This window comes from Neptunicella marina, assembly GCF_014270035.1.
Taxonomy (GTDB): domain Bacteria; phylum Pseudomonadota; class Gammaproteobacteria; order Enterobacterales; family Alteromonadaceae; genus Neptunicella; species Neptunicella marina.
The window spans coordinates 85,876-112,048 of sequence record NZ_JACNEP010000010.1 but is presented as its reverse complement, the minus strand read 5'-3'; the positions used below and the strand labels follow the sequence as shown (position 1 = coordinate 112,048).

Genomic DNA, 26,173 nt, shown 5'->3' with positions numbered 1-26,173 from the left:
AAAGGTACAGGAGTTGGCTCCCCCTCCCCGACTCGAACGGGGGACCTGCGGATTAACAGTCCGTCGCTCTAACCAACTGAGCTAAGGGGGAATCGAATAAGATAGGTTGAAGTGGCTCCCCCTCCCCGACTCGAACGGGGGACCTGCGGATTAACAGTCCGTCGCTCTAACCAACTGAGCTAAGGGGGAATCGAATAAGATAGGTTGAAGTGGCTCCCCCTCCCCGACTCGAACGGGGGACCTGCGGATTAACAGTCCGTCGCTCTAACCAACTGAGCTAAGGGGGAACAGATTCAACCTGCAAAAAAGGAAATCTAAACTGGCGTTTGGCCCCTGTTTTGCAACGGTGCGGATATTAATGAGCGGACAGGTCAGTGTCAACACTCCAATTAAACTATTTTACTGCTTTTTGACTGTTTGCCTAATAGATGTGCAAAAAGACCAATAAATATTCTTAATTATATAGCCAACCTTAATTTTCTCTTGAGCGATTGCACTTAACTTCAATATATAATGAGCCGTTAATAACAGTATGGTTAAAAGTATCGTTTAGGATTTTTTCTAAGGTTTAACTTTTACGATTTTATAAGGAAATATTACAAGGGTTAAGTCCGGTCTTTATCCACAATTCACGGTTTTTTGTGTTCAGGTTCATATTTGAGTAGACAATAAATCTTTATTTGTAAAGTAATGACTTAGGTAAAATTTATTTAACTTTCAAATAGATAATACAAAATATCATCAAGTCCTATATTTGTTTTATGACATGCATATGACAACGTTGTCTAATTCATAGATCTATTTGTTATAAAAAAGTGTTTAATATCTGGCTTTATATCCAGTACTTTTAAAGCGCCAACCGTGATTCAACCATCACAAAGTTAGTGTCGACTTACCTAAAATTGGCGTAAATTTAATCGACCGTACGTGTTTTCAGGCCTGCAATGAGTTATCCACTAAATCTGTGGATAACTATGTGAATGAATCCTTTAAAAAGTGCGCTAGCCCAGTAAAAACGTTGTCAATAGGATAATCATTTTTATTTTTAAATTCGGTTAAAAATTCTTTTAAAACAATATCTTATGTTTGTTTCTATGTTGTGGGTTAGTTAAGTGGTCAGGAAAACAACAGAAAAAAGTTTGCTTGTGTGTTACTTACAAAAATTGTGCAGAATTTGTAGTAAATATCCACAAGCTAAACGGCTGAATGGCTGTTTTGTCGAATTTTTGACACTATTGTTATCCAGCCATTGGTATTCAGTCTGGCAGTACAATATTATACCGCCTTTTAACATCGCAGAGTTGTTGTGAATTCGTCTTCAAAATCTTCCTCTAAACCTGATTTTATTCATGGACCTATTGGTCCAACGCTAAAAAATATCACCATTCCTATGATAGTGGGCATGATTATGCTGATGACATTTGGGTTGGTTGATACCTTTTTTGTAAGTCTGCTGGGAACCGAACAACTTGCGGCCATTAGTTTTACCTTTCCGGTAACCTTTACCCTGATTAGTTTAAATATTGGTTTGGGTATTGGCACTTCTGCCTGCATTGCTCGTTTTTTGGGAGCTGGGCAACACTCTCATGCGCAAAAATATGCCACCGGTGCATTAATGCTGTCAGCATTAATGGTTGGTGGTTTGGCAATTGTAGGTTGGTTGTTGATGGAACCTATTTTTGGCTTGCTAGGTGCAGATCATTCGCAAATGATACATATCCGGGATTATATGAACATCTGGTTTGCCGCAGGGGTGTTTCTGGCGATGCCTATGGTGGGAAACAGTGTATTGCGTGCAGCAGGGGATACAAAGACGCCAAGTAAACTTATGGCGGCGAGTGGATTAATTAATGCGGTGTTGGACCCGGTTTTTATTTTTGGTCTGGGCCCTCTGCCTGCCATGGGGATAAAAGGGGCTGCACTTGCAACGTTTATCGCCTGGGGATGCAGTTTCATTTACATTATGCATTTGTTAATTGTAAAGCGGCAGTTAGCTTTGCCTCGATTACTCAATCTGGGGGAATTTATCACCACCAGCAAAACGTTGCTAAAAATTGGCTTGCCTGCAGCCGGGGCTAATATGCTTACACCTTTAGCCGGTGGTGTGTTAACTGCGGTCGTTGCAGAATTTGGCCCGGAAGCTGTGGCGATGTGGGGAGTGGGCAATCGCCTTGAGTCGATTGCCAGTATTGTTATTTTGGCCTTGTCCATGACCTTGCCACCGTTTATCAGTCAGAATCTGGGCGCCAATAAAATTCATCGTGCTCAGCAAGCCTATCAGATTTCTATTCGTTTTGTGTTGATATGGCAATTAGCGGTCTTCGCCCTGTTAGCCTTCACTGCCCCAGTGATAGCCAGTGTGTTTGCGAAAGAGCAGCAGGTGGCGCATCTTATCCAGACCTTTTTGTATATAGTACCACTGGGTTATGGTTTACAAGGTGTGATAATTCTGACCAATTCTTCTTTTAATGCCATGCACAAACCCATGTCTGCATTAACGTTAAGTGTGATCCGTTTGTTTGTGCTGTTCGTACCGCTTTCTTACATTGGCAGTGTAATATGGCAGCTACACGGCATGTTCTGGGCCGGCATTCTGGCCAATATTGTTACCGCTACATTAGCCTACTGGTGGTTTAGCAAAGCGATTCAGCAAACAACTCACAGTGAGGAGTCAGTATGAGTGCACTAATAAGTAATCAAAAAGCATTCGAGTTGGTATCGGAATATCAGCCGGCGGGTGATCAGCCCAAAGCAATTCATGGATTGCTCGATGGACTGGATAGCGGACTGGCTCACCAAACCTTACTCGGTGTTACTGGTTCTGGTAAAACATTTACCATGGCGAGTGTGATTGCTGAGGCTAAACGTCCGACGTTAATTTTGGCACACAATAAAACCCTGGCAGCGCAGTTGTACGGCGAAATGAAAGAGTTTTTCCCGCATAACGCCGTGGAATATTTTGTGTCTTACTATGATTATTACCAGCCCGAAGCCTATGTACCGTCAACCGATACCTTTATCGAAAAAGATGCGTCGATAAACGATCATATTGAGCAAATGCGTTTATCGGCCACCAAAGCATTGATGGAGCGACGTGACGTTATTATTGTTTCCAGTGTTTCCGCCATTTATGGTTTGGGTGATCCTGATTCCTACATGAAAATGTTGTTGCATTTGCGTCAGGGTGATTTGATGGATCAGCGTGATATTCTGCGCCGTTTAGCCGAACTACAATATACCCGCAATGACGTGGCTTTTGAGCGTGGTACATTTCGTGTTCGCGGTGACATTATCGATATTTTTCCGGCAGACTCTGACCGCCAGGGAGTCAGGGTTGAGCTGTTTGACGAAGAAATTGAAAAAATAAGCCTTTTTGATCCCTTAACCGGTGCTGTGGATAAAACCGTCGCGCGGGTCACTGTATTTCCTAAAACCCACTATGTCACCCCGCGTGAAAAGATCCTTGCGGCGATTGATCATATAAAAGATGAACTAAAAGATCGTCAAAAACAGTTAAAAGACAATAACAAACTGATTGAAGAACAACGTATTACCCAACGTGTGCAGTTTGATGTGGAAATGATGCTTGAGCTGGGATATTGCTCCGGTATAGAGAACTACTCACGTTACCTGTCTGGTCGTGCGCCGGGCGAGCCACCACCCACGCTGATTGATTATTTCCCGGCTGATGGTTTGTTATTTATTGATGAATCTCACGTAACGGTCTCACAAATCGGTGCCATGTATAAAGGTGACCGATCGCGCAAAGAAACGCTGGTGGAATACGGGTTCCGTTTGCCATCTGCCCTGGATAACCGGCCGCTAAAATTTGATGAATTTGAACAAATTGCACCACAAACCATTTATGTGTCGGCCACGCCCGGTAATTTTGAGCTGGAACGTTGTGGTGGCGATGTGGTCGAGCAGGTTGTACGACCAACAGGTTTAATTGATCCCGAAATTGAAATTCGTCCGGTTAGCACGCAAGTGGATGATCTGCTATCCGAAATCAACAAGCGAGTGGCGTTAGACGAACGGGTGTTGGTTACGACGTTAACCAAAAAAATGGCCGAAGATTTAAGTGACTATCTGAATGAACATGATGTAAAAGTGAGGTATTTGCATTCGGATATCGACACCGTAGAGCGTATCGAAATTATTCGGGACTTACGTATCGGCAAATTTGATGTACTGGTTGGTATTAACTTGTTGCGGGAAGGTCTGGATATGCCAGAAGTATCGCTGGTCGCCATTTTAGATGCGGATAAAGAAGGATTCCTGCGTTCGGAGCGTTCGTTAATTCAAACCATTGGTCGGGCTGCTCGTCACTTAAATGGTCGTGCAATTTTATATGCGGATAGAATCACCGGTTCAATGGAACGTGCCATTTCTGAAACGCAGCGCAGACGCGAAACACAACAAGCGCATAACCTAAAACATGGCATTGTGCCGCAAAAACTGAACAAACGTATTACCGATATTATGGATATTGGTGATGGCAGCAGTGACGGTAAAGTTAAACTGCGTAAAGTGGCGGATAAAAAAGGTAAATACGATGCTAACCCTGTGTCTTCTAAACAGTTGATGGATCAAATTGCTGATCTGGAAAAACAAATGTTTAGCCATGCACAAAATCTTGAATTCGAGAAAGCGGCTGCAGTAAGAGACCAGGTGGAAGATTTACGTGAGCAATTGGTCAAAATGAGTTAAAACAACGCCTTAAGAAAAGGATTTTTGATCATATTTGCAAATTTTATGTAAAAACTTGTTTCCCCAGCGTGGATCTGCGGGTTATAGTATAAAAAATTATACCTTAAACCCTAAACACGCAGGCTAAAACATGCTTAACCGCTTACAAGAATCAGACATAAAATTATTGCGGGTGTTTTTTGCGGTTGCTTCCTGTAACGGCTTTACAGCAGCAGAGCCAGTACTGAGAATGCAACGGCCCAATATCAGCGCCGCGATAAAAAAATTAGAAGAAAGGCTCGATCTCATCCTTTGTCACCGAGGCAGAGGTGGATTTCAGATGACCAAAGAAGGTGAAGTGGTCTTTCAGGAAACCAAACGTATTTTTAATGCGTTCGATAACTTCGTTTTTAACTTAAAAAGCTTGCACGACGACTATTCCGGGCATCTGACAATTGTGTTGATGTCCGGGTTGCCGCTGAATGTGATGACGGCGGTGAGTAAATCGGTCAAAACATCGATGCATAAATTTGAAGATATTCACTTTAACGTGCAAACCCGTTTATATAACGAGGTAGAGCATGCAGCATTGTCCGGTGAATGCCATCTGGTGGTATCCTGCTACGATATGGTCAAACCCGAGTCTATCGTGTTTCACCCGCTGCCGTATAAATGTGAAGGGCGTTTGTATTGTACTAAGTCTCATCCGTTGGCTAAGTATCGCGATCAAATCCCCACTTCTGTGGAATTATACGATCATCCAGCCATTGGGATTACCGGTATGTCACCTTCAAACTACATAGGTAATGAACGTCGTTTGTCAATTGAGACCTTTTCAGATTCATTCGAGTCCTGTTTGTCAGCTATTTTAACCGGCGAATACATGGGGCTGTTGCCTGACTATTTTGTTGAAGGCAAAACATATGCTGAGGAGTTGATCCCATTAGGTGGTGATGAATTTGCATTTAGTCATGATTTGTTTGTAATGAATGGTAAAAATACTCGTATGAACCCGGTACTGAAACATTTTATTCGTGAACTTGAGTATTTTGTTACCCAATAGCTAAATTGGATTGTTAAAAATAGAGGGGCTGTTGCCCCTTTATTTTTACTTAATTAAAACGTCACGGGCGGTTTAATCTATTCATATAAACATGGATCAGTCACACCATTTTCGGCAAACGCTTCCAGGCGTTCCTGACAAGCTCCACATTTTCCACAGGCTTTTTCACGCCCGTTGTAACAGGTCCAGGTGTCAGTGTAATCCAGTCCCATGTTCAAACCATCAGTCAGTATTTCAATTTTGGTGTTGTGCAGATAGGGCGTGACAATTTCAACGGCTTCATAGTTGGCAATGGCACATACATCATTCATTTTTTGTACAAATTCAGGACGACAATCCGGATAAATAGCATGGTCACCGCCATGCGCCCCGTAATAAACCTGATTGGCATCAATGGATACGGCATATCCCACGGCCAGTGACAACAAAATCATATTACGGTTTGGCACCACCGTTTGTGCCATGTTCTGGTCTTCATAATGCCCTTCCGGCATAGGTACATCACTGGTAAGTGCGGAACCTGCCAGCAGAAAATTGACAGCACTAATATCCACTACCTTATGTGAAATGCCCAGTTTATCGCAGACAGTCGCGGCATAGGCCAGTTCTTTAGAGTGTTTTTGACCATAATTAAAGGATAAAGCATGAACTTCTAGTCCCTGCTGCAATACTTTATTTAAAACGGTAAATGAATCCATTCCACCGGAATAGATAACAACAGCTTTTTGTGTCATTCAGACGCCTTTTTACGATTTTGTTTCGCAGAAATTTGCTAACATAGTGGCAATTAAAAGATGTTCCAATAATAAGGAAAATATGGCCGACTATAAAGTAAATGAAGTATTTGAGTCGATCCAGGGGGAGGGGGCCTTCACCGGTGTTCCATCTATCTTTGTTCGTTTACAAGGCTGTCCGGTTGGTTGTTCATGGTGTGATACTAAACATACCTGGACAGTGGATCCTGAAAAGCAGAAGTCTGTTGAAGCGGTAATGGCGGAACAGCAGGAGTCTGAACACTGGTTTTTGTTAACACCAGCCCAACTTATTTCATTGTTCGCAAACAAAGGTTACAAGGCTAAACATGTCATTCTGACTGGTGGTGAGCCTTGTATGTATGATTTGATGCCATTAACTAATGCACTAATCGAGCAGGGTTATAGTGTTCAAATTGAAACCAGCGGTACCTTTGAAGTAAAGGCGCATGCTGAAACCTGGGTAACAGTTTCCCCTAAAGTCAATATGCAGGGAGGCTATGAGGTGTTACAACAACCACTCAGAATTGCTAAAGAAATAAAACACCCGGTTGCTATGCAAAAACATATTGATGAACTTGATCAGTTACTTGCGCGTGGGCATCATCAGTCTGGCGTGTTAGTCTATTTGCAACCAATTAGTCAGCAAAAGCGTGCAACACAGTTAGCGGTTGATACCTGTATTGCGCGTAACTGGCGACTATCGTTACAAACTCATAAATTTATTGGAATCGAGTAAAAGGAAGTTCATATACCCATGCTTATAAACGAATATTTTGACGATTACTGCCGTGCGTTTAATTTGAGTGATGGTGAATATATTTCGGCTTGTTTTAACAGGCCGGCTATTTTTATGGAAGGTAAACGTAAAACCATCTTTACTACCGAGGAAGAGGTTGGTGCTTTTGTAAAAAAATCGCTGGAAAACTATCGTAAGAAACAGGTCGTGCGTGCAGACATTGAGATACAGCAGGTTATTCGTCTGGCCAGTGATTTTATGTTCTGCAAAATAATCTGGTGGTTTTATGGTCAGGATGGTCGTGCGCTTTTTCAATGCCCCATTTCCTATACCATGCAAATGGATGGAAATAATGTCACTCATATTGTGGCTTTGGTGAAAGATAAAGACCATCCGGTGGGGTAACGCCCATACACAGAGGTACGTGAGTTATGAAAGGGATACAACAGCGATTTATCTTAGGGGTAATTACCTGTTTATGGTGCCTTTCCAGTCAGGCTGCTGTTTGGGATGTGGTGTATCCCAAACCTTTAATTGAAGGTGATAAGCGTGACGAGTATCCGATTGCGGTATTAAAGCTGGCGTTGGAGCAAACCGGTGTTAAATACCGTTTACGTGAATCAATTCATAGTATGGAACAGTCGCGTTCCTTTAGCTCCTTGCAGTCAAACCGCGAAATAAATGTGTTGTGGAGCATGACCGACAGTACGCGTGAAGCCCAATTAATGCCGATCCGTATTCCTATTTTTAAGGGGTTAATCGGGCTTAGATTATTTTTAGCCCGTAAAGAAACCTTACCTGATTTACAACGCGTTTCGACCTTAACCAGTTTACGCGATTTCATTATGGTTCAGGGCAAAGACTGGCCAGATACTAAAATCCTGCAATCCAATGGCTTTGAAGTCGCCACGTCACCATATTATCCGGGGCTTTTTGATGTACTTGAACAGCAGCAGGCGGAGTTATTTCCCCGTTCAGTTGTCGAAATCTGGACTGAGCTTGATGCTGATAATCACAGTGACACACTGGATATAGAGCCTGATCTCGGTGTTTATTACCCAACAGCTATGTATTATTTTGTGAATAAGAAGAACATTGTGCTGGGCAATATATTACGTTCCGGGTTGGAGATGGCGGTTAAAAATGGCGAGTTTGATAAATTATTTTTGTCAGTACATCAGTCTCTAATTGAAAAAGCGAACTTGAAAGAACGTAAGATTTTTAATTTAACCAATCCTATTTTACCTAAAGAAACACCACTGGAACGAAAAGAGCTCTGGTATCAGGTTAATTTAACCAGCGGGCAGTAATTTCCTATCCAATATCGCTTTATCTGTTAAAAGTCATTTAAATTTAATGTTTACAGTGGCCGGGTTGTTTATAAAATAAACATTATGACTGGCAGGAAATAAACAGTTCATTTTATGACTAAGCAACCTACATGGCAGATAGGTGTATTCTTCGATGGCACCGGCAATAACAAATATGTTGATTATCAAATTGATGACGATCAGTTTGAACCAACCAATATTGCCAAACTATATGAACTTTACCCCAGTAACCTTTCGCACCAGCAGTTAAAAATATATATAAAAGGCTGTGGTACAAAAGATGTAGATGATCTGCAGAACCTGCCCGAGCAGGATCCTAATTATTCACGCTTAATGATGGCAACCGGGTTTGATGTGTCATCTAAAGTCTATTCAGCGCTAGAACAGATTGCTGCGGTTACACCCGAAGCCAAAAGCGTTTGTATCGATGTATTTGGTTTTAGCCGAGGTGCGACAGCCTCGCGTTTTTTTATTAATAAAATACGCGAATTAGGTTTAAAGGGGGATTGCACCTACTGGCCTGCTGAGTGTGAGGTAAGAGTCAGGTTTTGTGGCTTATTTGATACGGTAGGTTCAATCGGCTTACCTGGTGATAAAGACAATTTATTGATGGAACTCGATTTGTCACCCGATGTGGCCGATTACATTTATCATCTTACTGCTTCTCATGAATACAGAGATAACTTTCCCCTTACCAGTATTCTTACGCTGCCAATTGGCAACATCTCATCCAACAATCATTGTCCGCAGCCAGTGTGTGAGCACTTTGTAGAAGAGGCGTTATATGGTTCTCATGCGGATATAGGTGGGGGATATGCCATTGGAGCGGAGAAAATTTACCTCGACGTTAACGTTGAACGTTATCCTCCAGATAACCAAGATGAAAAGCGTTTGGCTGAAGAGCAAACTCTGGCTTTATTAAATCACTGGCAGCAAAAAAAGCACAACAGCAATACAAAAATATTTGTTGAATATGAAGAGCAATTAACCGCTTTGTCTTTGATTAAACTGGAAAAAGTACGCAAGGCATTTATTGTTCTTGAGCGCCATGTTAGTAAAGAGCTGTCATTTATTGCACTGGAAAAAATGTTGCAAAAAGCCTTGAGTCAGGGGGTACCTTTTAATCCCTTAAATACACATGATATTGAATGTAAGGTGCCTACGGCATTGCGTGACGCCTATGCAGCTGCGCAAGCTGGAGATAAGCTGGCGATGCAATTTATTGAGCAGCACTACATTCATCATTCTCATCAACTGGTTAAACCTAAAGGCGAACTATTTAATGCCATGGCGGTTGAGCAGGATCCGGAATACACCACAGAAAATGGTAAACGCGAAGTGTTCTACAATACACACAAAACGCCTGCTAACATAAACCTGCCACCATCCCGTCTCAAGTAAACTTTAAATATCTGCGAAGGTTATGGATGCAGCGCCAGCCGTTGCATTGATCACAGCATCATAAAATGCAGTTTTATGTTTTAGTGGTATATCTATGGTGAGAAGAATGCTCGCTGTAAAATCCTGCGAGATCATTTTTACGGAAAATTGCTGTAGTAGTTTTTGAATATGATTGTCGTATTCGTAGGCAAATTCGCACGTTGCGCTGATGCTGGGTTCATAAGTTGTGTGAGGCAAATCTTTTAACACCTGACTTACCGCGCCGGAATATGCTCGTTGCAAGCCACCTTTGCCGAGTTTCACACCGCCAAAATAGCGCACCACACACACGCAAATTTCACCCAATCCAGAATGTTCAAGTACTGCTAACATCGGTTTACCTGCTGTACCACTGGGTTCGCCATCATCACTCATTGAACGAATGGTTGAAGTCGGTGAGCTGGCAATAAAAGCCCAACAGACATGATTTGCTGTTGGGTGTTGGGCGCGAATGGTTTTGATCAATAAATCAGCAGTGGATTTATTGGCTGCATGGTTAGCAATAGCGATAAATTTGCTTTTATTTATCTCTATCTCAATCTGATGTTCGGTTGCTGGTATGGCGTAACTAGTTTTGGTCATTAAGTTTTGTGTTTTTACGCAGTGGAAAATAGTCTCATCTAAAAGATGAGGATTACAAAATACGTCCTTTATTTTGCCCTTCGGGCTATCGTCGTGTCGCCGATGTTCCAAAACGATCCGGTCGTTTTGGTCGAACCGCAGAGGTTCTCACCCGCGAGGGGACAAAATAAAAAACCGACTTAAAAGTCGGCTTTTTGAATTTTGGCGTCCCCTAGAGGATTCGAACCTCTGACCTGCCCCTTAGGAGGGGGCTGCGCTATCCAGCTGTGCCAAGGGGACGCAGCTGGCGTAACTATACCGAAAGCGCATCATCAGTTACAGATGCAGAACCTAAAAATTGAATAATTTCAGGCGTTAACGGCGCATTACAAAATCATTTGGCTGAATATTAAACAAGGGGACCGCGCCGATTGGTTGCAAAATACTGCTATGTGCAAAAACCTCGGATACAATCATCTTAACCGGGTGGATATGGTATTCCATATGTTCATCACCCTGAATGTCATAAAACTGATTGAGTTGAAATAGTTGTAATTCGTCTCCGGATTTTACGCCATCAACACTTCCCAGGCTTACGCTAATTTTCTGGTCTGTGATTTTGATGACGCGTCCAAATGCTGGCTGGCAGCTTAGTAGCTCATCAACTTTATAAGTAATATCCTGCAATAAACTGTTAACTTGTTTACCATAGATTGAACGCCATAGCCGGCTGCTGGCGGCTGACAGATTTTCCTGCATGGAAAAATCCCAATTCGCCTGAGTGTGAAATTGTTCAATTAATAATGGTTCACCTGTCGTTCCATTATACAGTTCCAGTGCCAGAGTAAAGTTGCGGAGGGGGGGATTGTCCTGCCAAAACTTCAGTACATTTTGTTTGACTGGCTCTACATCCATCTCTGTAATGGTGCCAAATAAAACATACTGACTGTCTGTCTTACTCGCCAGTTGAATTGCGTTGTGTTTGTTCGATTGTTGTTCTGATGAATAAAAGCGCGACAAAGAACTGATGTTACTGGCATTGGCATAAAGCTGAAAATTTTGCTGGAGTTGTTCTGCTACTGTTTTTCCGAAGTTGAATAGTTCACCTGCTGTAGCCTGCTGGCGGTGACGAATAGAAAACCAGCTACTGGCAATTGATTTGCTGTAATCGCTGGCGCGGCATTGTTTTTTATTGGTGAAAATATCTGCACGAATCGATACGGTGAGAATATCTCCTGAAATATTTTCGTTGATTAACTCGAGGCTCTCCACTTCACCGCTGGCGCGTATTTCCAGTTTATCATCTTGTAATAAGCCATTCGCCATGCGTTGAACACTGTGCACAGAAGCTCCTGCAAATAACAATGCTTGTTTGATGGCTTCCTGTGTGGCTTGTTGTCGTGCTAGTTGTTTGTTGTCACCATTAATAACAGCTTGTCCGCTGGCCTCAAACCATACAGCATGACTGAATGCACTGAAAAACAAAAAAATAAAAGAAATAATCCGCACGCTATTTGTCATATTTTTGACTACTACCTTTACAGAACTGTTAATTTAAATTGATACGTAAATTTACGTTGTGTTTATTCAACTTTTTGACGTTAACAATTCGAACCTCAAGTTATCGGTAGCTTAAGCATTTTTTATACCTGTTTACCCTTTTAACATGACTTTATTCTAAATTATGACCTTGTCGGAATGGATATTGCAGAGCTTTTCTAAGATTAAAAGGTTGTTTGCCCAATGAGGTAGTAGATGAATGTAATGCGCATAATAAATGTTTGTGGGGTGTTGATGCTCAGTGCCTGTTCAACCGTAATGGATAAAAATGTTGAATGGGAATATGTGCAGCCCGAGCATTATCCGGTATTAAACGCGGTAGGCTATGCGCCCATTTCAGCTCAAATGGGGAGTTCGGATGCGGTGAAAACCCTTTTAGCGATAAAGGCGTCGAAGCTGGATGCATATCGCGAACTTACCGAGCAGGTTTATGGTCAGCGAATTGAAGGGAGTCAGGAGTTATCCAATCTGGTGTTGTCAGATGAAGAGCTTAAGTCATCTATTCAGGGGGTGATTCGTGGCGCAGAGGTGGTAAAAGCTTATGCAGCGGATGACGATACTTACGTCACTGAGCTGCGACTGGATATGCAAAAGGTATACGACTTATATTTATCCACCGCCAGACCAAAACGCATCAAAAAAGTAAATTATTATTAAATAATAAGGTGAGGGTGGTGTTAGCGGTGTGAATTGTTAGGCGCTGATGCCTTTACCTTTGTTACCACTATGTGTCTGACCGGTTTTATCATAGGTCATTGATTCTTTTGCTCGCGATTCAACAATCATATTACGCAGATGAGCAAGTCTTAACTGCCCCTGTTCAACTGCTTTTTGATTGATATCGGTACGATAGCGGCACTCTTCCAACAGTTTATCTATTAGTTGAATGTCGTCTTCAAAAGCGTGTTTATCTTCTTGTGCTGGGTAGAGGCGGGCGATGAGGCGATCTTGCTCAGCAATATCATTAAGCAGAGATTCTTTATCTTCCAGTAGTTTCATTAACGCGTCAGCGTTTCTGGCGCTAATTAAAGCCAGTTCATTTTCTAATACAAGTGACAGCTGCTTTAATTGCTGCTGCTGCTGATTCAGCGCGTCGCGCATGTCACTCATAAATTATTTGATACCAAATAATTCTGATTCGAATTTGGCAATATTTTGCGCCAGTTTTTCAGGATTGACCTTATAGTCGCCAGCCTGAATCGCTTTTTTCAGGCGATCAACTTTTTCCTGATTAACTGTACTGGCTTCAGACCCTTTTTTATGCAACTGACTTAATTGCTGAGCAGACTGAGTCAGCGATACAGAATCTGAACGCGCAGCTGTCTGAGCCACACTTGCTTGTTGTGCCTGCGCCTGATTGGTTGACTGACCCTGCTGCTGTTGCAGCTTCTGGTTGTCTACAAGCGGTTTAGACACATTGTTGTTATTTACATTGATTGACATTGTCTTCTTCCACTACCTAAAAGAACCTCATTGAGCGTATCGGCTGCTATTTAAGAATCTTTAGAGGTTTTTAATTATTTTAGTATCACATAAATCATGTAAATACCAAAAGATGTAAATTGACTGTTATTCTAGCATTTTACAAGCCGAAATTACAGCCTGACTATTACTTCACTGGTGCTGTCTACTTGTGCATTAACCACTTTCTTTGTGCGTTCATTACGCACCAGAATTTGTTCACCTACATTCCCATCCTGTTGGGCAATACCTGCCGCTTTGACCTGAATACCTGCGCCTTTAGCAATGATGGTAATGGCGTCCCCCTTACACACAAAACACAACTGATTGGGGGAGATGGGTTGTCCGGCTATTAAACGCCGTTTAGCTCTGGCGCCAATAACATCATCTGCTGATGTAAACGTGCTGTAGCGCAACAAACTTTTATCCAGTTCCTCAGTTTCAATATCTTCGGCGGTAATTAAACTTCCTGGTGAAAGGGCATTATTTGCTACAATAACCAGCTGCGTTTCTTTTACCTTAACCACAAAATAGATGAACCAGTTGTTGGCTGGGCAGCTAACTTTTACTGTTACATTTGATTGTAACAAGGCGTTAGGTGCCGCAGCGATATCGAACGATTGTGGGCATGCCGGGATATCTATTCGGTTATCAATTGGCATGGCTTTGGCTGTAATGTGGTGTTCGGGGCCAGCATTGAGTTCGGCGAGCACATATTGTTCACCTAGCTGCATAATTTCGTCATGTTGTACCGATTGTGCTAAAGCATCACAATTAAGGCCGATAAACATAGATAGAAATAATGAAAGTTGGTGTATCTTTATAGCTGACAATAATTTTTTCATGTTCACTTTTGTTCTGTTTGACTATGCTTAAACACTAATTGGTGTATGTTAGTGTCATATTTCAGGCAAAATGAATGTATTGCACTAGTAAAGGCAATATCCGTGCCTGCTTTATTTATATTGGAGTAATAGATGGCTGGAGTTTTAGATTCGGTTAATCAGCGTACGCAGTTAGTTGGGGCTAATCGACTTGAATTATTGTTATTTAAATTAAGTGGCCGTCAACGATTTGGCATTAACGTGTTTAAAGTTCGTGAAGTTTTACAATGTCCACCTTTAACAGCAATGCCCAAGTTAAATCCTTTTGTCCGGGGGATAGCTCATATTCGTGGTCAGACAATTTCTGTTATCGATCTAAGTATGGCAACCGGCGGCAAAATGATCGATGACCTCGATAAACGGTTTATCATCATTTCCGAATATAATCGTTCCATTCAGGGATTTTTAGTTGATTCCGTTGAGCGTATTATCAACATCAACTGGGATTCGGTAATGCCTCCACCGCAAGGATCCGGGCGTAAAAGCTATTTAACGGCGGTAACAGAAGTTGATAAAGAACTGATAGAAATTCTTGATGTAGAAAAAATTCTGCACGAAATTTCACCGATCAATACTGATGTAAGTGAAGCTGTTACTAAAGATCTGGATGTAACCAATGTGCGCGATAAAATTATTTTTATTGCCGACGACTCATCAGTTGCACGAAATCAGGTGAACAAAGCCCTTACCGTACTTGGTTTAAAGATTGAAATGGCTAAAAATGGTCAGGAAGCCCTTGAGCGTTTAAAAGAAATTGCCGCTGAGACAGGTAATGTAACCGATCAGGTAGGTGTGTTAGTATCCGATATCGAAATGCCTGAAATGGATGGTTACACCCTGACGGCGGAAATTAAAAGTACACCCGAATTAAAAGATTTACACGTCATACTTCATACATCCCTAAGTGGTATTTTTAATCAGGCTATGGTTAAAAAAGTGGGTGCAGATGATTTTATCGCCAAGTTCCATCCTGATGAACTGGCCTCTGCAGTCAAAAAGTGGTTAGGGCTGGAAGAGCATTAAGGAACCTAAGTGTCATTCACTGAACTTGAAGTCCGTCATTATCCGGAATTTTGTCAGTATCTGGAAAAACAATGTGGGATCGTTTTAGGTGAAAACAAGCAATACCTGGTAAAAAGTCGGTTAGGTCCGTTAGTTAATCGCTATGGGCAAGCTGATTTATCAGAACTGCTGTTGAAATTCACTCGTGGCTCCGACCGGCAGTTAAATGCCGCGATTATTGATGCCATGACAACCAACGAAACCTTGTGGTTCAGAGATACCTATCCCTTCGATATATTAAAAACGCAACTGCTGGATAAACTGGCTGGACGCAGAACGCCGGTAAAAATTTGGTCCGCTGCTTGTTCCTCTGGTCAGGAGCCATACTCGATTGCAATGATTATTCAGGAGTATTTGCAGTCTAAACCTGGCGCGTTTCCCGGCGGTATACAAATTATTGGTACCGATATTTCCTCAGAAATGCTTGAGCGCTGTAGTAAGGCGGAATACAACCATTTGTCGCTGGCAAGAGGGTTATCTCCGGAACGCAGAGCCAGATTTTTTGAAGAAGTCGGCAATGGCGATATGCGAGTCACCGCCGCAGTGCGCAAGCTTGTTTCCTTTCGTTCTCTGAACTTACTTGATTCCTACAGCTCGTTAGGCAAGTTTGACATCGTATTTTGTCGTAATGTACTGATTTATTTCTCTGCGGAAATGAAAACCCGGATATTGCAAAATATTGCCGCTAGTTTACATTCCGAGGGCATTTTAATGGTTGGTGCGTCAGAGTCGATGGCAGGATTATCTGATAAATTTACCTTGCACCGCTGTTCTCCAGGCATGTATTACGCTAAGAAATAACCATATTTCTGATAATTTACCCATAATTAAGCCCCACTAAATTTATTCTGGCATAGCTATTGCTAAATATTTCTCAGAAGTAGGAGAAACGTTTATGGCAATAAGTTTTGATAAATTGGTGGGCTTCCATCATAAGGCGCTAAATCTGCGAAATGATCGCATGGAGATCATTGCCGGTAATTTAGCCAATGCCAACACTCCTGGTTACAAAGCCAAAGACTTAGATTTTAAACAAGCTATGGCAAGCGCCAATTATGAGCGCACGCACAAGTTGACCACTACCGACAGCAAGCACATCAAAGCGCAAATGCAGACTAACGAGGCAATAATGTACCGTTCGCCCCTGCAACCGGATACCGGGGATGGCAATGATGTAGACGTACAGCAGGAACGTAATGCGTTTTTAGATACGGGGATGCGCTATCAGGTGGGTATTGAATTTTTGAATGGCAAAATCAAAGGGTTGAAGAAGGCCATTAGCGGAGGACAAGGATCATGAGCCTTTTTAATGTCATGAATATCGCATCCACTGGTATGAGCGCGGAAAACGTACGCTTAAATACAGTAGCCAGTAATATTGCCAATGCCAACAGTGTAAGCAGTAGTTACGACCAGACTTATAAAGCTCGTAAGCCTGTATTCGCGGCAGAATTACAAAAAGCAACAGAAAATCAGTCGCAGGGCGTTGGTGTTCAAGTGCTTGGGATTGTTGAAAGCCCCAAACCATTGCAAATTGAATTCAATCCTAATCACCCAATGGCTGACAAAGACGGTTATATCTACAAACCCAACGTTAATGTCGTAGAGGAAATGGCTGACATGATCTCAGCATCCAAGTCCTACGAAACTAATGTGCAGGTTGCTGATACCACTAAGCGTATTTTTCGCCGTGTACTGCAATTAGGTCAGGGACAATAAGGAGATAGTCATGGTTGATAGTGTAAACAGAAGCGGCCTGTCGAATGATTATTACTGGCAGGACAATAAAATAGAAGACGGCCAAAAAGATAACGGTAAATTATCACAGGAAGACTTTTTCTCTTTATTAACCGAACAGTTGTCTAATCAGGACCCCACCAAACCGGTGGATAATGACCAGATGATTGCGCAAATGACGCAATTTACTATGGCGGACAGCTTAAATCAGCTTAATGAAAAGTTTGATACGTTTGCGGCTTCGATGACATCAAATCAAGCGCTCCAGGCATCCAGTCTGATTGGCCAGAATGTATTGATTCAGGGCAACGAAACAGTAATGCAGGAAGGTGAAGATGTAACTGGAATGATCATTACCGACCAGGCGTCATATTCGATGAAGCTGACCATTCAAAACAGTTATGGTGAAACAGTAAGGGTCATGCCATTAGGTGACCATGCCGCAGGGAATATTGAATTTACCTGGGATGGCAAAGATCAAAACGGCAATCAATTGCCGGCAGGCAATTACACCATTAAAGCCAACGGAACGGTTGGCGGTGAATCCGAAGAATTAGTTACAGCCATGCACCGTCATGTTGACAGTGTGAGTCTGGCATCCAGTAGTCAGGGCATTATTCTCAATCTTCAGGGCGAGCAGAGTGTGAAACTTTCTGACGTACTGGAAATTGGTAGTTAACGAGGAGAGCATCAGCGATGTCTTTTAATATTGCATTAAGTGGTGTAAATGCCGCTCAAAAAGATTTAGATACCACAGCGAATAACATTGCCAACGTAAATACGGTTGGATTTAAAGAATCCCGTGCTGAATTTGGTGATGTATATGCTGCCAGTTTACTGGCTGGTGGTAAAACCAAAGTGGGTGACGGTGTATTAACTCAGGAAGTGGCACAACAGTTTAGTCAGGGAAGCCTGCAGTTTACCCAAAACGCACTGGATTTAGCGATTACCGGTAATGGCTTTTTTGCTACCATTCCGGAAGTTTCCTCTCGTGATTTCTCCTTTACCCGTGCAGGGACGTTTAAACTCGATGCAGAAAACTTTGTGGTTAACTCTAATGGTGATCACTTAATGGGTTTTCCGGTTAACCCTGATGGTACATCAGCTTCAGTTGCTTTGAGTACCACTGTGCCGGTACGTATTCCTGATTCTTCGGGCTCACCGCAGAGAACAACAGAAGTGGAACCTAAATTTAATTTACCAGCCAATGAAGATGCAGTTGATCTAAATTTGTTTGATCCGGATGACCCTCTGACATATAACTCTGCCACGTCAATTACGGTGTATGACTCATTGGGCGATAGTCATGTTATGACCTATTACTTTTTAAAGGATGCGGCCAATGCGAATGAGTGGGTTGGAGTTACCTATATTGATGATGTGCCGGTAAATACCCAAGGAGATACCCCTGGGAGTCCGCCTTTAACACCACCGTTTGCCTCTGGGGATAATACAGTAGGTGGCTCATCTGGAAATATCGTGTCGGGATTTCGAATGATTTTTTCTAGCGGAGGCGATTTTACTGAGATGCAAAATGCTGATGGAACTTCAATTGCAACGGGTGATGTGGTGTCTGAGCCGTTAGGTAATCCGCCTTTAATTAATGGGTCAGACCCAACACAGACAATTACTACTAATTTGGTGCTAGATCCGGGAAGCGCGACTCCGGATGAAATTACTCAGTTTGCATCTGCATTTGAGGTAACTGCGCTTGAACAAGATGGTTTACCGGTAGGCCGTTTAACTGGTATTGATATCGGCCCGGATGGTTTAGTACGTGCGACATACTCCAATGGTACCTCTGAGCCAATTACCCGTGTAGCACTGGTGCGTTTTGCCAATGACCAGGGCTTAACCCAGCAATCCAATACCAGCTGGCAGGAAAGTATCCTCTCTGGTGAAGCTCTGGCTGGTGAGGCAACTACCGGTACCTTTGGGGAAATCAACTCAAGTGCACTGGAGCAAGCCAACGTCAACCTGACCACAGAGCTGATTGATATGATTATTGCGCAGCGTAATTTCCAGGCGAACTCCAGAGCCTTGGAAGTCAATAATCAGCTAAATCAGACGGTATTGAATATCCGATAATTTAATTAGGTTATCAGTGACAAAAAACCACCACTTGCGGTGGTTTTTTTATGTTTATTTAAATCTCTTGGCGACCACTTTTTGCCGACAACCGTGGCAATTGGCTGCCATATTGCGTAAATTGTGAACGGTTTGCCTTTTATTTGACCGCTTGTATTGCCGCCTGGTGCATTAATCGATTCACTGGCATCAAATTTGCAATTTCATTTAGTAATCGTTTTAGCAGGTCAGGAAGTTGTCATGGATAAAATGCTCTATATCGCCAGCAGTGGCGCCAGTCAGGATTTACTGGCTACCGGCTTACGTGCCAATAACCTCGCCAATGCTCAAACCACAGGGTTTAAAGCCCAGTTGGAGCAAGCCCGTGCTATGCCTGCGTTTGGTGAAGGTTTGCCTACCCGGGTATTTGCCATGACTGAAAGTCCCACCAATGATTATGAGGGTGGGGCGATGATCCAGACTGAGCGCTCTCTAGATATTGCGTTACAAGGGGATGGCTGGTTTGCGGTTAACGATAAACAGGGTAACGAAGCCTATACCCGCGCAGGTAACTTGCATGTGGATGCGAATGGCATGCTAACCGATGTTGCTGGTAACCCGGTCATTGGTGATGCCGGGCCCATACAACTGCCTATTCCGTTGCAAAACGTCAATATTGCTAATGATGGAACCATTTCGGTTCAGCCACTGGGTGCTCCTGCAACCGTTATGGAGCCAGTTGCAAGAATTAAACTGGTTAAACCCGAATATAACGCCATTGAACGTGGACTAGACGGATTATTTCGTCAAAAGGACGGTCAGATCGCGGATGCCGACGCTACAGTGCAAATACGCAGTGGCATGCTGGAAAACAGTAATGTTAACCCGGTGGAAGAAATGGTCAGTTTAATCAGTCTGCAACGTCATTATGAAATGCAGGTTAAGTTAATGAAAAAGGCTGATGACCTTGATAGTCGCGGCAATATGTTGATGCGGATCCTGTAACTGTTCGTTATGGCTGTGCATTTGAGTTTATTTTTCACGGTGAGTGATATCACCAGTAGTAACACCGGAGGACAACATGCATCCAGCACTTTGGATCAGTAAAACCGGCCTGGACGCGGCACAAACCGATGTATCGGTTATTTCTAACAACCTGGCGAATGCCAGTACTGTTGGTTATAAGAAAAGCCGCGCGATTTTTGAAGATTTGTTGTATCAGAATATCAATCAGCCCGGTGGTCGCTCATCAGCTGATACCGAATTACCGTCGGGATTAATGCTTGGTGCAGGTAGTAAAGTGGTTGCCACACAAAAGGCCTTTACGCAGGGAAATCTGATCACCACTGAACGTTCACTGGATATGATGATTCAGGGCGATGGATTTTTTGAAATCCTGCAACCCGATGGCACCATTTCTTATACGCGTAACGGCCAGTTTACGTTGGATGAAACCGGTCAAATTGTAACACCGGGCGCGGGTTTTGTATTGCAACCCAATATTACCGTGCCTGAAGGTGCGCAAAAAATCACCATTTCTCAGGATGGTGAAGTTTCCGCCACGGTTCAGGGACAAGCAGATCCTGTGGTACTGGGTCAAATCACGATTTCGAATTTTATTAATCCCACTGGTTTGCAACCCATTGGACAAAACCTGTTTACCGAAACGGCGGTGAGTGGTGCGCCTATTCAGGGGATACCCGGCCTGAATGGCCTCGGCTCAATTGTTCAGGGATCTCTGGAAACCTCCAACGTTAATGTGACTGAAGAGCTGGTTAATCTGATTGAAAGCCAGCGCCTGTATGAAATGAATTCCAAAGTGATTTCATCGGTTGACCAGATGCTTGGTCAGGTTATTCAGCAACTTTAATGGATAATTGATATGAAATACTGGCTTATCGTATTAACAGGGATTTTAGTGACAGGCTGTCAATCTACACCGGTGCGTGAAACGCTGCCTAACGACCCTTTTTATGCGCCAGTGATCCCGGATATGCCGGAACATAAAATTGCCGACGATGGATCACTGTTTCAGCCAGATTTAGCCAATAGTCTTTATTCTGATGTTAAGGCACGTCGTGTGGGTGACATCATTACTGTGGTACTAAGCGAAAGTACCAGCGCCAGTAAATCTGCCACCACGGGGTTAGCCAAAACTACCACTGCTGACGTACAACCTATTACCGGTCTGGGTGGTAATCCATTGAATATCGGTCCTGAATCAATTCAGCTGGGCGTCAATGCTGGGAATACCTTTAATGGCGATGCCCAGGCTAATCAGAACAATAGCTTAAGCGGCAATATTTCTGTGACTGTGGTGCGCGTTTTATCTAATCAGAATTTGGTTGTGCGCGGTGAGAAATGGCTGACGCTGAACAATGGGGATGAATATATCCGTTTAACTGGCATCGTTCGTTCCGCTGATATCAGCCCACAAAACGAAGTGGAATCAACCAAAATTGCCAATGCACGTATTCAATACAGTGGTACGGGGAATTTTGCCAATGCCCAGACTCAAGGTTGGTTGTCGCGATTCTTTACCTCCGACTGGTGGCCTTTCTAAGGGGATGAAAATGAAAAAGTGGTTAAGCATTATTTGTAGTTTCAGCATCCTTTTGACACCGTTTTCCTATGCTCAGCGTATTAAAGATGTGGCGAGTATTCAGGGTGTACGCAGTAACCAGTTAATCGGTTATGGTTTAGTGGTTGGATTACCCGGTACCGGTGAGCAAAGTCCGTTTACCGAGCAAAGCTTTCGTACCATGTTGTCCAATTTCGGCATCATGATGCCAAACGGACAAAAACCTAAAATCAAAAATGTTGCCGCGGTTGCGGTGCATGCGACCTTGCCGCCTTTTATCAAACCCGGACAAAAAATTGACGTCACTGTGTCATCGGTGGGGGAAGCCGGTAGCTTAAGTGGTGGTACTTTGTTGCAGACTTTCCTCAAAGGTCTGGATGGACAAATTTATGCTGTAGCCCAGGGGAGTCTGGTCGTTAGCGGTTTTGGCGTACAAGGACAGGATGGTTCACGTGTGGTCAATAATACGCCTACCGTTGGGCGCATTCCTAACGGTGGTATTGTTGAGCGAGCCGTGACCAGTGGATTTGCTCAGGGAGACTATTTAACTTTAAATTTAAATTATCCCGACTTTTCAACCGCAGAATCACTGGCTGAAACCATCAATAAAAAGCTCGGCGCTGATCCGGATAAAGGGCCAGTGATTGCCACACCGATTGATGCTGCCTCTGTGCGTGTTTCTGCGCCGCGTGATGTAGGGCAGCGCGTAGGTTTTTTAGCTACCTTAGAAAATTTTGAATTTACCCCAGCCGATGCTCCTGCACGTGTGGTGATTAACAGCCGCACAGGTACGATTGTCATCGGTAAAGACGTGCGCCTGTTACCTGCCGCCGTTACCCATGGTGGTTTAACCGTCACTATTGCTGAAAATCAGAATGTTTCTCAGCCAAATGCGCTTGCCGATGGGCAAACCGCGGTTACTCCACAATCCATTATTGATGTGAATTTAGATGACAGTCGCATGTTTAAATTTGACCCGGGTGTGACACTCGATCAACTGGTGCGCGCGGTCAATGAAGTGGGTGCTGCGCCAGGTGATTTAATGGCAATACTTGAGGCACTGCGTCAGGCCGGTGCGCTTCAAGGGCAACTGGTGGTGATCTAAATTATGTCTGATACGTTAAACGGTCATATTGAATCTCAGTTAAGTCAGGCCAGAAACGTCAATGATCTGGCTGGGCTGGATAAACTGCGTCAGGCAGCTAAAAAAAATGATAAAGCGGCTTTAAAAGAAGCAGCTACGCAGTTTGAGGCCATTTTTATCCAGATGATGCTTAAATCCATGCGTAAAGCTGAAGATGTGATGTCAGATAAAGACAGCCCGTTTAATTCTGAGCAGGTTAAATTTTACCGTGATATGCATGACCAGCAGCTGGCAATGGATCTCGCCTCCAAAGGCAGCCTGGGATTGGCTAAAATGCTGGAGCAACAGTTAGGCGGAGAGGATGGTTTTATTCCCGCATCCGTGTTGCGTAATAACGGTGATTTAGCGGGTGCCCGGGCTCAGTACCAAGCGCAACAGACGTCACCAGACAGTGCCAACAATCCATCGCAATACAGTGCCCAAATTTCCCGTGGCAATAAACAAGCCGCGTTTGGCAATGAACAGGACTTTGTGCAGCAACTCATGCCAATTGCGGAAAAAATTGCACCTGAATATGGTCTCGATGCTAAAGCTTTAGTTGCACAGGCTGCGGTGGAAACAGGTTGGGGCAAATTTATGATCCACAGTCAGCAGGGCCAAAACGGTCATAATTTGTTTGGTATTAAAGCTGATCGTAACTGGCAGGGTAATCGTACTCTGGTGGATACCCTTGAATACAGTGGCGGTAATCCCAAACGTCAGCTTGCACAGTTTCGTGCTTATGGTTCCTTTGAAGATTCAATGCGTGATTATGCTGGTTTTGTCAGTAATAGCAGTCGTTATAGCGAAGCGATGCAGTCGGCTAAAGATCCCGCAGCCTATTTCGAACAATTACAACAGGCAGGTTATGCCACCGATCCCCAATACGCGAATAAAGTACTTAGCGTGATGGACAGCGCCACTTTCAAGCAAGCCATTGATGGCATGCAGCTTTAATGGAGCATTGAGTAAATGACTATTCGTAACGCCGACTTACTCAGTATTGCCAGTAGTGGTTTAGCGGCACAAAATCGTTTACTGCAAACCACAGGTAATAACATTGCTAACGTAAATACCGAAGGCTATATACGTGAGCGAACCACTTTTGTTGCTGAGTTAAATGGTGGTGTGGGCCGGGGCACAACGTCGCAAATACTGGATATCTTTGCGCAAAATCAATTACGCCGTGATACCTCTACCTACGCCCAGTTTACCGCTTACCACGATAAAGCGTCACAGCTGGATGATATTTTTGCCAGTGAAGCCAGCAGTCTTGCAACCAGCATGAGTGATTTTTTTGAGGCAATGCAAACCGCAGCTGATGAGCCTACCAATATGGCGGCCCGTCAACTGGTATTGGGCCAGGCGGATTCTTTACTGGGACGATTCAATTCTCTGTCAGAGTTTCTTTCATACAAAGAAGATGAGTTAAATCTTGAATTTAACTCCATGACAGAAGATGCCAATAATTTAATCGAAACCATTGCAGAACTTAACAACTCGATACGCATTAACCAGTATCGCAATCAGCATGATGTGCCCGGGGCGATAATCTCTGAGCGGGACAATGCCATTTTGAAACTGGCGGAAATGGTCGATATCACCACCCGTACTATGGAAGATGGTAGTACACTGGTCAATTTAAAAAGTGGTCAGTCGCTGGTGATGCAGGATGGCACTTTTAACGTATTTGAAGTCAATGGTGAACCTGACGCCAAACAGAAAAACCTGACATTGAAAAATAGTAGCCGGGGAGTCGATATTAACTTGCCTGAAAATTCGGTTGGTGGCCGGATTGGTGGTTTATTTAATTTCAGAGACGATATTTTATCTGATGCGCAGCGACAGATGGGGCAGTTGGCTCTGGCGCTGGCCGATGCAGTGAATCAGCAAAATCGACTGGGCATGGATTATGATGGCCAGCTTGGCATTGATATTTTTAATTTACCTGTGACACAGGCATTAAATTATTCAACTAATTCCTCTTTGTCTCTGGGATTAAATGGCAGAATTGCGGAAGGACAATCAAATCAGGTTACCACCAAGGATTATCAGATAGTGATTGATAATGTGGCGGCAGGGCCTCCGTCTACTGTCGATATTACGGTTAACCTGCTGGAGCCGGATGGTACACCGGTACTGGATGTCAATGGTAATCCGCAAACCCAGTCATTTACCGGTCTTGATGCTGCCGCCGGTACTTTTGTACCTATTATGGATGGCCTTGAAATTGAATTTCCAAATGGCGCCAGTTATGCCGCAGGTGACCAGTTTTTGTTACAGCCTACCAAATATAGCGCTGGTCAGATTGAAGTTGGCATCGTGCGGCCGGAAGATATTGCGTTTGCTTCACCCATTCGTGTTGAATCCGATATTAATAATTTAGGTGATGCAACACTGGTCTCTACTGATGTTACCAATGTTAATGTTGGCAACCCTTTAACCGATACCAGTGTATCGGCTTTTGATGGTACTGGCGGAATTCATGGCCCGGGTCAGTCTCCGGCTGGTCCGTTACCTACTGACGTGGGAGCGCCCGCACAAATTGTATTTTTATCTGCCGACTCTTATGAAATACGCGATAGTGCAGGGCAACTTATTACGACAGTCTCAGGTGCCAGTAGTCTGGAAAATCTGATCCAGCAGGGGGCTGCATCGGCAGGCTGGCCGCCAGCGTTTGCCGCGATGGATAATTATCCTGGTTACGATTTAACCTTACAGGGCGTGCCAAAAGCGGGGGATGTATTTAACATCAACTACAATACAGATGGTTTTGATGATAACCGTAATGGTCTGATTATGGCTGATCTGCAAAGTATGGATACTATGCGCCGCAGCGCCAGCGCGTCAGGCGGACCAACCAATTTGCTGACGTTTCATGAATCCTATGCGTCCTTAGTCGGTTCGGTAGGGGAAAAAACGGCGAAGTCAGATGTGTCGGCTCAGGCAGCCAAAGCGCTGGTGGATCAGTCTAAGTCGTGGTTTGAATCTGTGTCAGGAGTGAGTCTGGATGAAGAAGCCGCTAACTTAATGCGATTCCAACAGGCATATTCGGCGTCAGCCCGATTGATCAGTACGGCACAGGATTTATTTAATACCATTTTGAGTTCGGTAAGGTAGGGT

At 43.5% G+C, this 26,173-nt stretch carries 26 protein-coding genes and 4 tRNA genes; 20 read left to right on the top strand and 10 right to left on the bottom strand.

The features are described 5' to 3' along the window. Positions 1-14: 14 nt before the first annotated feature. The 3 genes from H8B19_RS13055 to H8B19_RS13045 form a co-directional block, all read right to left on the bottom strand. Positions 15-91, bottom strand: a tRNA-Asn gene (locus tag H8B19_RS13055). Positions 92-112: 21 nt separating this feature from the next. Next, positions 113-189 (bottom strand) — tRNA-Asn (locus H8B19_RS13050). Between the two features lie 21 nt (positions 190-210). Then, positions 211-287: transfer RNA gene (locus H8B19_RS13045), tRNA-Asn, on the bottom strand. Between the two features lie 1,019 nt (positions 288-1,306). Here H8B19_RS13045 and H8B19_RS13040 point away from each other — a divergent pair. From H8B19_RS13040 to H8B19_RS13030, 3 genes are all read left to right on the top strand, one after another. Next, entirely contained in the window at positions 1,307-2,680 is a 1,374-nt protein-coding gene (locus H8B19_RS13040) for an MATE family efflux transporter (protein ID WP_338401527.1), read from the top strand. Further along, positions 2,677-4,710 (top strand): excinuclease ABC subunit UvrB, encoded by a 2,034-nt coding sequence (gene uvrB, locus H8B19_RS13035; protein WP_186507332.1) that lies wholly within the window; start codon positions 2,677-2,679, stop codon positions 4,708-4,710. Before H8B19_RS13040 ends, uvrB begins: the two co-directional genes overlap by 4 nt. Positions 4,711-4,840: 130 nt before the next feature. Beyond that, positions 4,841-5,752 (top strand): LysR family transcriptional regulator, encoded by a 912-nt coding sequence (locus H8B19_RS13030; RefSeq protein WP_186507331.1) that lies wholly within the window; start codon positions 4,841-4,843, stop codon positions 5,750-5,752. Positions 5,753-5,829: 77 nt separating this feature from the next. On the opposite strand, the gene queC is transcribed toward H8B19_RS13030, so the two are convergent. Further along, a complete protein-coding gene (queC, locus tag H8B19_RS13025; RefSeq protein WP_186507330.1) occupies positions 5,830-6,486 on the bottom strand; it encodes a 7-cyano-7-deazaguanine synthase QueC in 657 nt (218 codons plus the stop codon). A gap of 82 nt (positions 6,487-6,568) precedes the next feature. Here queC and queE point away from each other — a divergent pair, with 82 nt between their 5' ends. From queE to H8B19_RS13005, 4 genes are all read left to right on the top strand, one after another. Further along, entirely contained in the window at positions 6,569-7,243 is a 675-nt protein-coding gene (gene queE / locus H8B19_RS13020; RefSeq protein WP_186507329.1) for a 7-carboxy-7-deazaguanine synthase QueE, read from the top strand. Positions 7,244-7,261: 18 nt separating this feature from the next. Continuing rightward, on the top strand, positions 7,262-7,648 hold the full coding sequence (locus H8B19_RS13015) for a hypothetical protein (protein WP_186507328.1): 387 nt from the start codon (positions 7,262-7,264) through the stop codon (positions 7,646-7,648). A 26-nt stretch (positions 7,649-7,674) separates the two neighbouring features. After that, the gene (locus H8B19_RS13010; protein WP_186507327.1) at positions 7,675-8,553 is read left to right on the top strand and encodes an amino acid ABC transporter substrate-binding protein; all 879 of its coding nucleotides are present in this window, start codon (positions 7,675-7,677) and stop codon (positions 8,551-8,553) included. 114 nt (positions 8,554-8,667) lie between these two features. Continuing rightward, complete coding sequence (locus H8B19_RS13005; RefSeq protein WP_186507326.1) at positions 8,668-9,975, top strand: T6SS phospholipase effector Tle1-like catalytic domain-containing protein; 1,308 nt, start codon at positions 8,668-8,670, stop codon at positions 9,973-9,975. A gap of 3 nt (positions 9,976-9,978) precedes the next feature. Here the strand turns inward: H8B19_RS13005 and H8B19_RS13000 are convergent, their stop codons facing one another. The 3 genes from H8B19_RS13000 to H8B19_RS12990 all read right to left on the bottom strand — a co-directional run bounded on the left by H8B19_RS13000 (position 9,979) and on the right by H8B19_RS12990 (position 12,096). After that, the gene (locus H8B19_RS13000; RefSeq protein ID WP_186507325.1) at positions 9,979-10,596 is read right to left on the bottom strand and encodes a YigZ family protein; all 618 of its coding nucleotides are present in this window, start codon (positions 10,594-10,596) and stop codon (positions 9,979-9,981) included. Between the two features lie 202 nt (positions 10,597-10,798). After that, positions 10,799-10,875, bottom strand: a tRNA-Arg gene (locus H8B19_RS12995). 75 nt (positions 10,876-10,950) lie between these two features. Next, positions 10,951-12,096, bottom strand: a complete 1,146-nt coding sequence (locus H8B19_RS12990) for a flagellar assembly protein T N-terminal domain-containing protein (protein ID WP_186507324.1) — start codon at positions 12,094-12,096, stop codon at positions 10,951-10,953. 243 nt (positions 12,097-12,339) lie between these two features. Here H8B19_RS12990 and H8B19_RS12985 point away from each other — a divergent pair, with 243 nt between their 5' ends. Further along, positions 12,340-12,792 (top strand): LPP20 family lipoprotein, encoded by a 453-nt coding sequence (locus tag H8B19_RS12985; RefSeq protein ID WP_422121160.1) that lies wholly within the window; start codon positions 12,340-12,342, stop codon positions 12,790-12,792. 36 nt (positions 12,793-12,828) lie between these two features. Here H8B19_RS12985 and flgN read toward each other — a convergent pair whose 3' ends face one another. The 3 genes from flgN to flgA all read right to left on the bottom strand — a co-directional run bounded on the left by flgN (position 12,829) and on the right by flgA (position 14,441). Then, positions 12,829-13,245: a flagellar export chaperone FlgN gene (flgN, locus tag H8B19_RS12980; protein WP_186507322.1), complete on the bottom strand. Its 417-nt coding sequence runs from the start codon at positions 13,243-13,245 to the stop codon at positions 12,829-12,831. Between the two features lie 3 nt (positions 13,246-13,248). Then, positions 13,249-13,578, bottom strand: a complete 330-nt coding sequence (gene flgM, locus H8B19_RS12975; protein WP_186507321.1) for a flagellar biosynthesis anti-sigma factor FlgM — start codon at positions 13,576-13,578, stop codon at positions 13,249-13,251. A gap of 152 nt (positions 13,579-13,730) precedes the next feature. Continuing rightward, a complete protein-coding gene (gene flgA / locus H8B19_RS12970; protein ID WP_186507320.1) occupies positions 13,731-14,441 on the bottom strand; it encodes a flagellar basal body P-ring formation chaperone FlgA in 711 nt (236 codons plus the stop codon). Positions 14,442-14,573: 132 nt separating this feature from the next. On the opposite strand from flgA, the gene H8B19_RS12965 reads away from it, so the two are divergent. From H8B19_RS12965 to flgK, 12 genes are all read left to right on the top strand, one after another. Beyond that, entirely contained in the window at positions 14,574-15,503 is a 930-nt protein-coding gene (locus tag H8B19_RS12965) for a chemotaxis protein CheV (RefSeq protein ID WP_186507319.1), read from the top strand. 9 nt (positions 15,504-15,512) lie between these two features. After that, complete coding sequence (locus H8B19_RS12960; protein ID WP_186507318.1) at positions 15,513-16,343, top strand: CheR family methyltransferase; 831 nt, start codon at positions 15,513-15,515, stop codon at positions 16,341-16,343. Positions 16,344-16,437: 94 nt separating this feature from the next. Beyond that, on the top strand, positions 16,438-16,842 hold the full coding sequence (flgB, locus tag H8B19_RS12955) for a flagellar basal body rod protein FlgB (RefSeq protein WP_186507317.1): 405 nt from the start codon (positions 16,438-16,440) through the stop codon (positions 16,840-16,842). Further along, positions 16,839-17,261 (top strand): flagellar basal body rod protein FlgC, encoded by a 423-nt coding sequence (gene flgC / locus H8B19_RS12950; protein WP_186507316.1) that lies wholly within the window; start codon positions 16,839-16,841, stop codon positions 17,259-17,261. Before flgB ends, flgC begins: the two co-directional genes overlap by 4 nt. A 10-nt stretch (positions 17,262-17,271) precedes the next feature. Continuing rightward, positions 17,272-17,958 carry a flagellar hook assembly protein FlgD gene (locus H8B19_RS12945; RefSeq protein ID WP_186507315.1) on the top strand — a complete coding sequence of 229 codons (687 nt, stop codon included), beginning with the start codon at positions 17,272-17,274 and terminating at the stop codon, positions 17,956-17,958. Positions 17,959-17,975: 17 nt separating this feature from the next. Then, complete coding sequence (gene flgE, locus H8B19_RS12940; protein ID WP_186507314.1) at positions 17,976-19,367, top strand: flagellar hook protein FlgE; 1,392 nt, start codon at positions 17,976-17,978, stop codon at positions 19,365-19,367. A gap of 240 nt (positions 19,368-19,607) precedes the next feature. Then, positions 19,608-20,351, top strand: a complete 744-nt coding sequence (locus H8B19_RS12935) for a flagellar basal body rod protein FlgF (protein ID WP_186507313.1) — start codon at positions 19,608-19,610, stop codon at positions 20,349-20,351. Positions 20,352-20,427: 76 nt separating this feature from the next. After that, positions 20,428-21,216 (top strand): flagellar basal-body rod protein FlgG, encoded by a 789-nt coding sequence (gene flgG, locus H8B19_RS12930; protein WP_186507312.1) that lies wholly within the window; start codon positions 20,428-20,430, stop codon positions 21,214-21,216. Between the two features lie 12 nt (positions 21,217-21,228). Further along, complete coding sequence (gene flgH, locus H8B19_RS12925; protein WP_186507311.1) at positions 21,229-21,909, top strand: flagellar basal body L-ring protein FlgH; 681 nt, start codon at positions 21,229-21,231, stop codon at positions 21,907-21,909. Positions 21,910-21,919: 10 nt separating this feature from the next. Further along, complete coding sequence (locus tag H8B19_RS12920) at positions 21,920-23,032, top strand: flagellar basal body P-ring protein FlgI (protein WP_186507310.1); 1,113 nt, start codon at positions 21,920-21,922, stop codon at positions 23,030-23,032. A 3-nt stretch (positions 23,033-23,035) separates the two neighbouring features. Continuing rightward, on the top strand, positions 23,036-24,007 hold the full coding sequence (flgJ, locus tag H8B19_RS12915; protein ID WP_186507309.1) for a flagellar assembly peptidoglycan hydrolase FlgJ: 972 nt from the start codon (positions 23,036-23,038) through the stop codon (positions 24,005-24,007). Positions 24,008-24,022: 15 nt separating this feature from the next. Further along, positions 24,023-26,170 carry a flagellar hook-associated protein FlgK gene (flgK, locus tag H8B19_RS12910; protein ID WP_186507308.1) on the top strand — a complete coding sequence of 716 codons (2,148 nt, stop codon included), beginning with the start codon at positions 24,023-24,025 and terminating at the stop codon, positions 26,168-26,170. The last annotated feature ends 3 nt before the right edge of the window (positions 26,171-26,173 follow it).